Genomic DNA, 6,309 nt, shown 5'->3' with positions numbered 1-6,309 from the left:
CCCGGAAGCTAAGCCTTTCAGCGCCGATGGTACTGCAGGGGGGACCCTGTGGGAGAGTAGGACGCCGCCGAACAATTTTTAGCCTCAACCCCCGGACTCCGTCCGGGGGTTGAGGCATTTTTGCGTTCTAAGCTGGATCCATGCGCTACGACCTGGTCATCTTCGACAACGACGGTGTGCTCGTGGACAGCGAGTCGATTTCCAACACACTGCTGGCCGGCTATCTGACGGAACTCGGGCACCCCACCACGTACGAGGAATCGGTGCGGGACTACATGGGATCCGCGATGCACCGGATCCACGACCTGGTCGAGGAGCGGAGCGGGCAGCGGCTGCCGGCGGACTTCGACGACACCTTCCACGGGCGCGTCTTCGCCGCCTTCCGTGACCAGCTGGAGGCCGTGTCCGGGGCTCCGGACGTGGTGAAGCAGCTCGCCGAGGCCGGGGTCCCGTACTGCGTGGCCTCCTCCGGGAGCCACGAGCGGATCCGGGTGGGGCACCGGAAGACCGGGCTCGACGCCTGGTTCCGGGACGACATCGTCTTCAGCGCCGAGGACGTCGGGCGCGGCAAGCCGGCACCGGACCTCTTCCTCCACGCGGCCGCCAAGATGGGAGTGGCCCCCGAGCGCTGTGTGGTCGTCGAGGACAGCCGGCTCGGCGTGCAGGCCGCACAGGCCGCCGGGATGGACGTGTACGGGTTCACCGCGATGACCCCCCGGACCAAGCTGACCGGCGCGAACGGCTGGTTCGGGACGATGGACGAGCTGCCCGCGATATTGGGACTGTGATCCATCTACCCAGCGGTAGTTTCCGGCCGTACGCTTTGCCGCCATGACGGATGCGCGGTTGCGGCGTGGGCGGGGATCCCTGGCGGTCAGTTTCTTCGTACAGGGGGTGACGTTCGCGCTGCTCGTCACCCGAATACCGGCGCTCCAGGACCAGTACGGGATCTCGGACGGGCTGCTGCCCGTCTTCCTGGCCGCCGTGCCGATCCTGGCCGGTGTGGCCAGTGTGGTGACCGAGAAGCTCGTCGCCAGGGTGGGACCCGCAGTGGTACTGCGATGGGCCCAGCCGTTCGTGCTGCTGGCCCTGCTCTCCGTGGGCCTGGGCTCCGAACTCTGGCACGCGGCCCTGGCCCTCGGGCTCTTCGGACTGGCCGTGGGCTCCCTCGACGCCTCCATGAACATGCTGGGGGTGAGCCTCCAGCGGGCGTACGGCCGGAGCATCATGCTCGGCTTCCACGCCTCGTACAGCCTCGGCGGGATCGCGGGGGCCTCGCTGGCCTGGGTGGGGGCGCACTGGCACCAGTCGCTGTTCGAGTCCTTCCTGCCGGTGGTGGCGGTGCTGCTGCCCGTCGTGCTCGTCGGGAGCCGGTGGTACGTGGCCGGCGGGGACGGGCCCGAGGGCTCCCCGGCGGCGGGGGACAGCAAGGGGAACGGCGTCGTCTTCAAGCTGCTGCTGCCGCTGTGCCTCGTGATGACCTTCGCCTACATCGGTGACTCCACCGTCTCCAACTGGAGTGCCAAGTACCTCCAGGACGTGCTCGGCAGCTCGGAGGAGCTGGCGACCGTGCCGTACAACGCGTACATGGTGACGACGCTGCTCGGGCGGGCCGTCGGCGACTTCGGGGTGCGGCGGCTCGGGGCCGTGATGGTCGTGCGGGCCGGTGCGGTGCTCGCGGCGCTGGGCTTCGCCGTGGTGGCGGTGTCGCCGGGGGCCTGGGCGGGGATCGCCGGCTTCACGGTGCTCGGGCTGGGCCTGAGCGTGATCGTGCCGCAGACCTTCGCGGCCGCGGGACGGCTGTTCCCCGGGGCGAGCGACGCGGCGGTGGCCCGGCTCAACGTCTTCAACTACGTCGGCTTCCTCGTCGGGTCGCCCCTGGTGGGCGCGCTCGGGGACGCGTGGAGCTACCGGTGGGCGATGCTGGTGCCGATGGTGCTCGTCCTGGTGACGGTGGTGTACGCCACGTCGTTCGGGTCACGGGAGGCCCGATACGGTGGCGGGCATGAGCAGCCGCGCACTGTTGATGTGGGATGAAGCTGTCACGGGGTACGACTTCGGTCCCGAGCACCCGATGGATCCGGTACGGCTCGCGCTGACGATGTCGCTGGTCCGGGCCCACGGGCTCGACCGGGCGGTCGACGTGGTGGCGGCGAAGCCGGCGGGGGACTCGACGCTGCGGCTCGTCCACCGTGAGGACTACGTGGCGGCGGTGCGGGCGGCCTCGGCCGACCCGCGCCACGCGGACCAGGCGTACGGGCTCGGCACGGTCGACGATCCGGCGTTCGCCGGGATGCACGAGGTGTCGGCGCTGATCGCCGGGCAGTCGGTGGGGGCCGCGGAGGCGATCTGGCGCGGAGAGGCCGAGCACGCGGTGAACTTCGCGGGTGGCCTGCACCATGCGATGCCCGGGGCCGCCTCGGGATTCTGCATCTACAACGACGCCTCGCTGGCCATCGCCCGGCTGCTCGAACTGGGCGCCGAGCGGGTGGCGTACGTGGACGTGGACGTGCACCACGGCGACGGGGTGCAGGCGGCGTTCTGGGAGGACCCGCGGGTGCTGACCGTCTCGCTGCACGAGCACCCGCGGACGCTGTTCCCGCAGACCGGGTGGCCGGAGGAGACGGGCGCGGCCGGGGCGGGCGAGGGTGGGGCCGTGAACGTGGCGCTGCCGGCGGGGACGGCCGACGCGGGGTGGCTGCGGGCCTTCCACGCGGTCGTTCCCGAGCTGCTCGCGGACTTCCGGCCGCAGGTGCTCGTCACGCAGCACGGGGCGGACACCCACTTCGAGGACCCGCTCGCGCACCTGGCGGTGTCGCTCGACGCGCAGCGGGCGGTGCAGGAGGCCTGTCACGAGCTCGCGCACGAGCACGCGGAGGGGCGCTGGCTGGCGCTCGGCGGCGGCGGATACGCGGTGGTGGACGTCGTACCGCGGTCGTGGACGCATCTGGTGGGGATCGCGGCGCACGCTCCGGTGGATCCGGAGTCGGTGATCCCGGCGTCCTGGCGGGACGAGGTGTACGCGCGGACGCGGCAGCTGGGTCCGGCGCGGATGACGGACGGGCGGTGGCCGGTGGGCTTCCGGGAGTGGACGGCGGGGTACGACCCGGCGGACCGGCTGGACCAGGCGGTGCTCGCGACCCGGAAGGCGGCTTTCCCGCTGCGGGGGCTGCTCGCCTGAGGAGTGGGGGCTGGAGAGGCCTCAGGGAATCCGGGACACGGCGATCAGGGCCGTTCCCGTGAGGAAGAGTCCGGCCGCCGCCGCCATGAGGGAGAGGAAGGCGGTCCCCGTCGGGGTGAAGGCGAGGACGCCGAAGAAGCAGCACAGGCCGCTTCCCGACAGGAGCAGGCCGAGTCCGTGCGGGCCGGGACGGAGGACGCGGGACCGCTCCCAGGGGTGGATCCATCCGGTGAGGAGTTCGGTCGCCCCGCTCGCCGCCAGGGCCAGGGCGGTCGCGAAGAGCACCCCCATCACCACATGGCTCATTCCTGCCTCCCCGGCGGTCATCGTGGCACATGCGACGCTCCGGCACCGGGCGTTCACCGGCGTCTAGAACGTTCTGGTGGGCGTTACGCCGACTGTGCGGTGTCCGGGAGGTTTGGACTCCTCGGAACGGGTGTTCCGGCAGCATCGGTCGGGTGTTGAGTACCGGGGCGCTGCGGGCGCATCTGTTGGCGGCGGGGTTGGCGGGAACGGTCGCGACGTCGCGGGAGGAGAACCTGCGGAGCTACCGGCTGTTCGCGGCGCGCGATCCGCGGGTGCTGCTGGGGCTCGATCCCGCGTGGGGGTGGGGCGAGGCGGATCTGCTGCGGCTGATGGCCGACAAGTGCGGGGTGTCGGGGGACCCGGAGCACCGGTCGGGGCTCGACGTCATCGATCCCGAGCGGACGCTGAGGGGGCTGGACGCCTTCGCCGCGCGGCTGGGGGCGGCGGCGGCGCGACGGGTTCCGGTGCTCCTCGGGACGGGGCATCCGCATCGACTGCTCGGTTTCTACGTCGCTCTCGCAGACGCCTTGTCGGCGGCGGGATGTCTTGTCCTCACACCGGCGCAGGGGAGATGTGTCGACATAACGACCCGGTTCGGCGTACGCACGCACCTCCTCGACTACGTACGGGGGGTCGCGTTGGTGCGAGAGCCGGGGCCGTCGGGGGGAGGGCGTGAGCCGGGGGCGCACTCCCATTCGCCGCTGCCGGTCAGAGCCGCGCTGGAGAGCGCGGCCGAGTGCGGCGGGCCGCTGCCGGAACTCGTGGTGGGGGACCACGGCTGGGTCTGCGGGGCAGGTCAGCTGGGTATCGAGGCCATCGGGCTCGCCGATACGGACGATCCGGCACTGTTCGTCGGGGAGGCGGAGGGGCAGGTGTCCGTGGCCGTTCCGCTGGACGACGGGGTGCGCTCCGACCACTACCGGCCGTTGACTCGCTATGTACTCAATCGAGCGTGTCTGTCACGGTAAACGGCCGATGGCAGCTCCTCTTCCCCACTCGTACCACCCGCCCCTAGTCTGGAGCGTGAGCGCTCGGCGACGAAGAGTCACCGGAGGGGAAGCCGGTGGGCGTCGCGGCGGAAGGTACAGGTGGGTCATGGCTGCTGGCGAGCGACCTCTCAACGAGGTCAAGTTTCTGACCGTGGCGGAAGTCGCCTCGGTGATGCGCGTGTCCAAGATGACCGTGTACCGCTTGGTGCACAGCGGTCATCTGCCGGCGATCCGGGTGGGCAGGTCCTTCCGGGTGCCGGAACAGGCGGTTCACGAGTACCTGCGGGAGTCCTTCGTGGGGGTGGGGACCGCGTAGCGCGAGCGCGGCGACAACGTCGGGAAAGCTCCGTATGTCCCTCGGATTACAAGCGAGGTGCTCGGGACGGTAGGCTAGGCCGACGTAGGTCGTGTGGGCCCAGACGCCCCGCACCGATTCCCGCCGGGAGGCGGGGATGTTCCGAGAAGTGAGCGAGGGTAGTCGTGGGCTCTGTTATCAAGAAGCGGCGTAAGCGGATGGCCAAGAAGAAGCACCGCAAGCTGCTCAAGCGCACGCGCGTTCAGCGTCGCAACAAGAAGTAAGCGACCGCTGCACCGCAGCGTTTCGTGCGTCAGGCGTGGCCCTTCACCGTTCGCGGTGGAGGGCCACGTTTCATTGCGCGGAAATCTTGAGGCGCTACGGTGGCGGACAACGGAAGACGGACGGAAGGCGCTGATCTTGGGCAAGGTCGTGCTCGTCACCGGTGCGGCCCGGCACCTCGGGGGTCGCTTCGTACGGCGGATCCAGCGGGACCCGGATGTGGAGCGGGTGATCGCGGTGGACGCGGTCGACCCGGCGCACCAGCTCGGCGCCGCCGAGTTCGTCAGGGCGGACATCCGCCGTCCCGAGATCGCCAAGATCCTCGCCACCCACGACGTCGACACGGTGGTCCACCTGGACGTGACGGGTACGGCGATCGGCGGAGGCGGCCGTACGTCGGTCAAGGAGACCAACGTCATCGGCACCATGCAGCTGCTCGGCGCCTGCCAGAAGTCGCCGCGGATCAGCCGGCTCGTGATCAAGTCCAGTACCAGCGTCTACGGCTCCGCGCCCCGCGACCCGGCCGTCTTCACCGAGACGACCCCGGCGAAGTCGCTGCCCAGCGGGGGCTTCGCGAAGGACGCCGTCGAGGTCGAGGGGTACGTCCGGGGATTCGCCCGGCGGCGCCCGGACGTGGCCGTGTGCGTGCTGCGGTTCGCGAACATCCTCGGGCCCCGGATCGACTCCCCGCTGGCCGAGTACCTGGCGCTGCCGGTGCTGCCGACCGTCCTCGGCTACGACCCGCGGCTCCAGTTCGTCCACGAGGACGACGTCGTCGACGTGCTGCGCCTGGCGGCGCACGAGCCCCGCAGGGCCACCCAGAACAGCGGCACGTTCAACGTGGCCGGGGACGGGGTGCTGCTGCTGTCGCAGTGCGCGCGGCGGCTCGGCCGGCCGACGGTCCCGGTGCTGCTGCCCGCGGTCACCTGGGTGGGGACGGCGCTGCGCACCATCGGGATCACCGACTTCGCGCCCGAGCAGATCCGGCTCCTCACCCACGGCAGGGTCGTCTCGACGGTCCAGACGCGTGAGGTCCTCGGGTTCTCGCCGCGCTTCACGACGGCGGAGACCTTCGCCGACTTCGTAGGGGGGCGGGGGCCGGGGCTGCTGCCGCCGGAGATGCTCGCGGGGGCGGTGGACCGGATCGCGGGGCGGCTCGGGTCCTCGGCCGCGGGTCCGGGCGGCTCCGTACCGCCCGCCTCTTCCGTACCTCCCGTACCTTCTGTTCACCCTGTTCACGACGGCGCCTGAGGAGA

The 6,309-nt window shown here is 70.9% G+C and carries 8 protein-coding genes; 7 read left to right on the top strand and 1 reads right to left on the bottom strand.

What is annotated here, in order from left to right; translation table 11 throughout:
• Positions 1-140: 140 nt before the first annotated feature.
• Genes ASD33_RS06805 through ASD33_RS06795 form a run of 3 tightly spaced genes read left to right on the top strand, consistent with a single transcriptional unit; the run spans position 141 to position 3,181 of the window.
• The gene (locus ASD33_RS06805; RefSeq protein ID WP_056554896.1) at positions 141-788 is read left to right on the top strand and encodes an HAD family hydrolase; all 648 of its coding nucleotides are present in this window, start codon (positions 141-143) and stop codon (positions 786-788) included.
• Positions 789-831: 43 nt separating this feature from the next.
• A complete protein-coding gene (locus ASD33_RS06800; protein ID WP_056554893.1) occupies positions 832-2,037 on the top strand; it encodes an MFS transporter in 1,206 nt (401 codons plus the stop codon).
• On the top strand, positions 2,006-3,181 hold the full coding sequence (locus tag ASD33_RS06795; protein ID WP_056555009.1) for an acetoin utilization protein AcuC: 1,176 nt from the start codon (positions 2,006-2,008) through the stop codon (positions 3,179-3,181). The genes ASD33_RS06800 and ASD33_RS06795 overlap by 32 nt, the downstream gene beginning before the upstream one ends.
• A 21-nt stretch (positions 3,182-3,202) precedes the next feature.
• Here the strand turns inward: ASD33_RS06795 and ASD33_RS06790 are convergent, their stop codons facing one another.
• Complete coding sequence (locus tag ASD33_RS06790) at positions 3,203-3,487, bottom strand: hypothetical protein (protein ID WP_157870002.1); 285 nt, start codon at positions 3,485-3,487, stop codon at positions 3,203-3,205.
• Positions 3,488-3,639: 152 nt separating this feature from the next.
• Between ASD33_RS06790 and ASD33_RS06785 the strand changes: the two genes are divergently transcribed.
• From ASD33_RS06785 to ASD33_RS06775, 4 genes are all read left to right on the top strand, one after another.
• Complete coding sequence (locus ASD33_RS06785; protein ID WP_056554887.1) at positions 3,640-4,455, top strand: phosphatase; 816 nt, start codon at positions 3,640-3,642, stop codon at positions 4,453-4,455.
• Positions 4,456-4,582: 127 nt separating this feature from the next.
• Positions 4,583-4,792: a helix-turn-helix domain-containing protein gene (locus ASD33_RS06780; protein WP_015034391.1), complete on the top strand. Its 210-nt coding sequence runs from the start codon at positions 4,583-4,585 to the stop codon at positions 4,790-4,792.
• Between the two features lie 164 nt (positions 4,793-4,956).
• Positions 4,957-5,055 carry an AURKAIP1/COX24 domain-containing protein gene (locus ASD33_RS33915; protein ID WP_003948845.1) on the top strand — a complete coding sequence of 33 codons (99 nt, stop codon included), beginning with the start codon at positions 4,957-4,959 and terminating at the stop codon, positions 5,053-5,055.
• 136 nt (positions 5,056-5,191) lie between these two features.
• Entirely contained in the window at positions 5,192-6,304 is a 1,113-nt protein-coding gene (locus ASD33_RS06775; RefSeq protein ID WP_056554886.1) for an NAD-dependent epimerase/dehydratase family protein, read from the top strand.
• The last annotated feature ends 5 nt before the right edge of the window (positions 6,305-6,309 follow it).

This window comes from Streptomyces sp. Root1304, assembly GCF_001426405.1.
In the GTDB taxonomy this organism is placed as follows: Bacteria; Actinomycetota; Actinomycetes; order Streptomycetales; family Streptomycetaceae; genus Streptomyces.
Note: the sequence above shows the minus strand (reverse complement) of the source record. Positions and strands in the feature narration are given on the sequence as shown.

Coding starts and splice junctions, on each gene's coding strand:
- ASD33_RS06805 (WP_056554896.1), top strand. CDS start 141: ATGCGCTACGACCTGGTCATCTTCGACAACGACGGTGTGCTCGTGGAC.
- ASD33_RS06800 (WP_056554893.1), top strand. CDS start 832: ATGACGGATGCGCGGTTGCGGCGTGGGCGGGGATCCCTGGCGGTCAGT.
- ASD33_RS06795 (WP_056555009.1), top strand. CDS start 2,006: ATGAGCAGCCGCGCACTGTTGATGTGGGATGAAGCTGTCACGGGGTAC.
- ASD33_RS06790 (WP_157870002.1), bottom strand. CDS start 3,487: ATGAGCCATGTGGTGATGGGGGTGCTCTTCGCGACCGCCCTGGCCCTG.
- ASD33_RS06780 (WP_015034391.1), top strand. CDS start 4,583: ATGGCTGCTGGCGAGCGACCTCTCAACGAGGTCAAGTTTCTGACCGTG.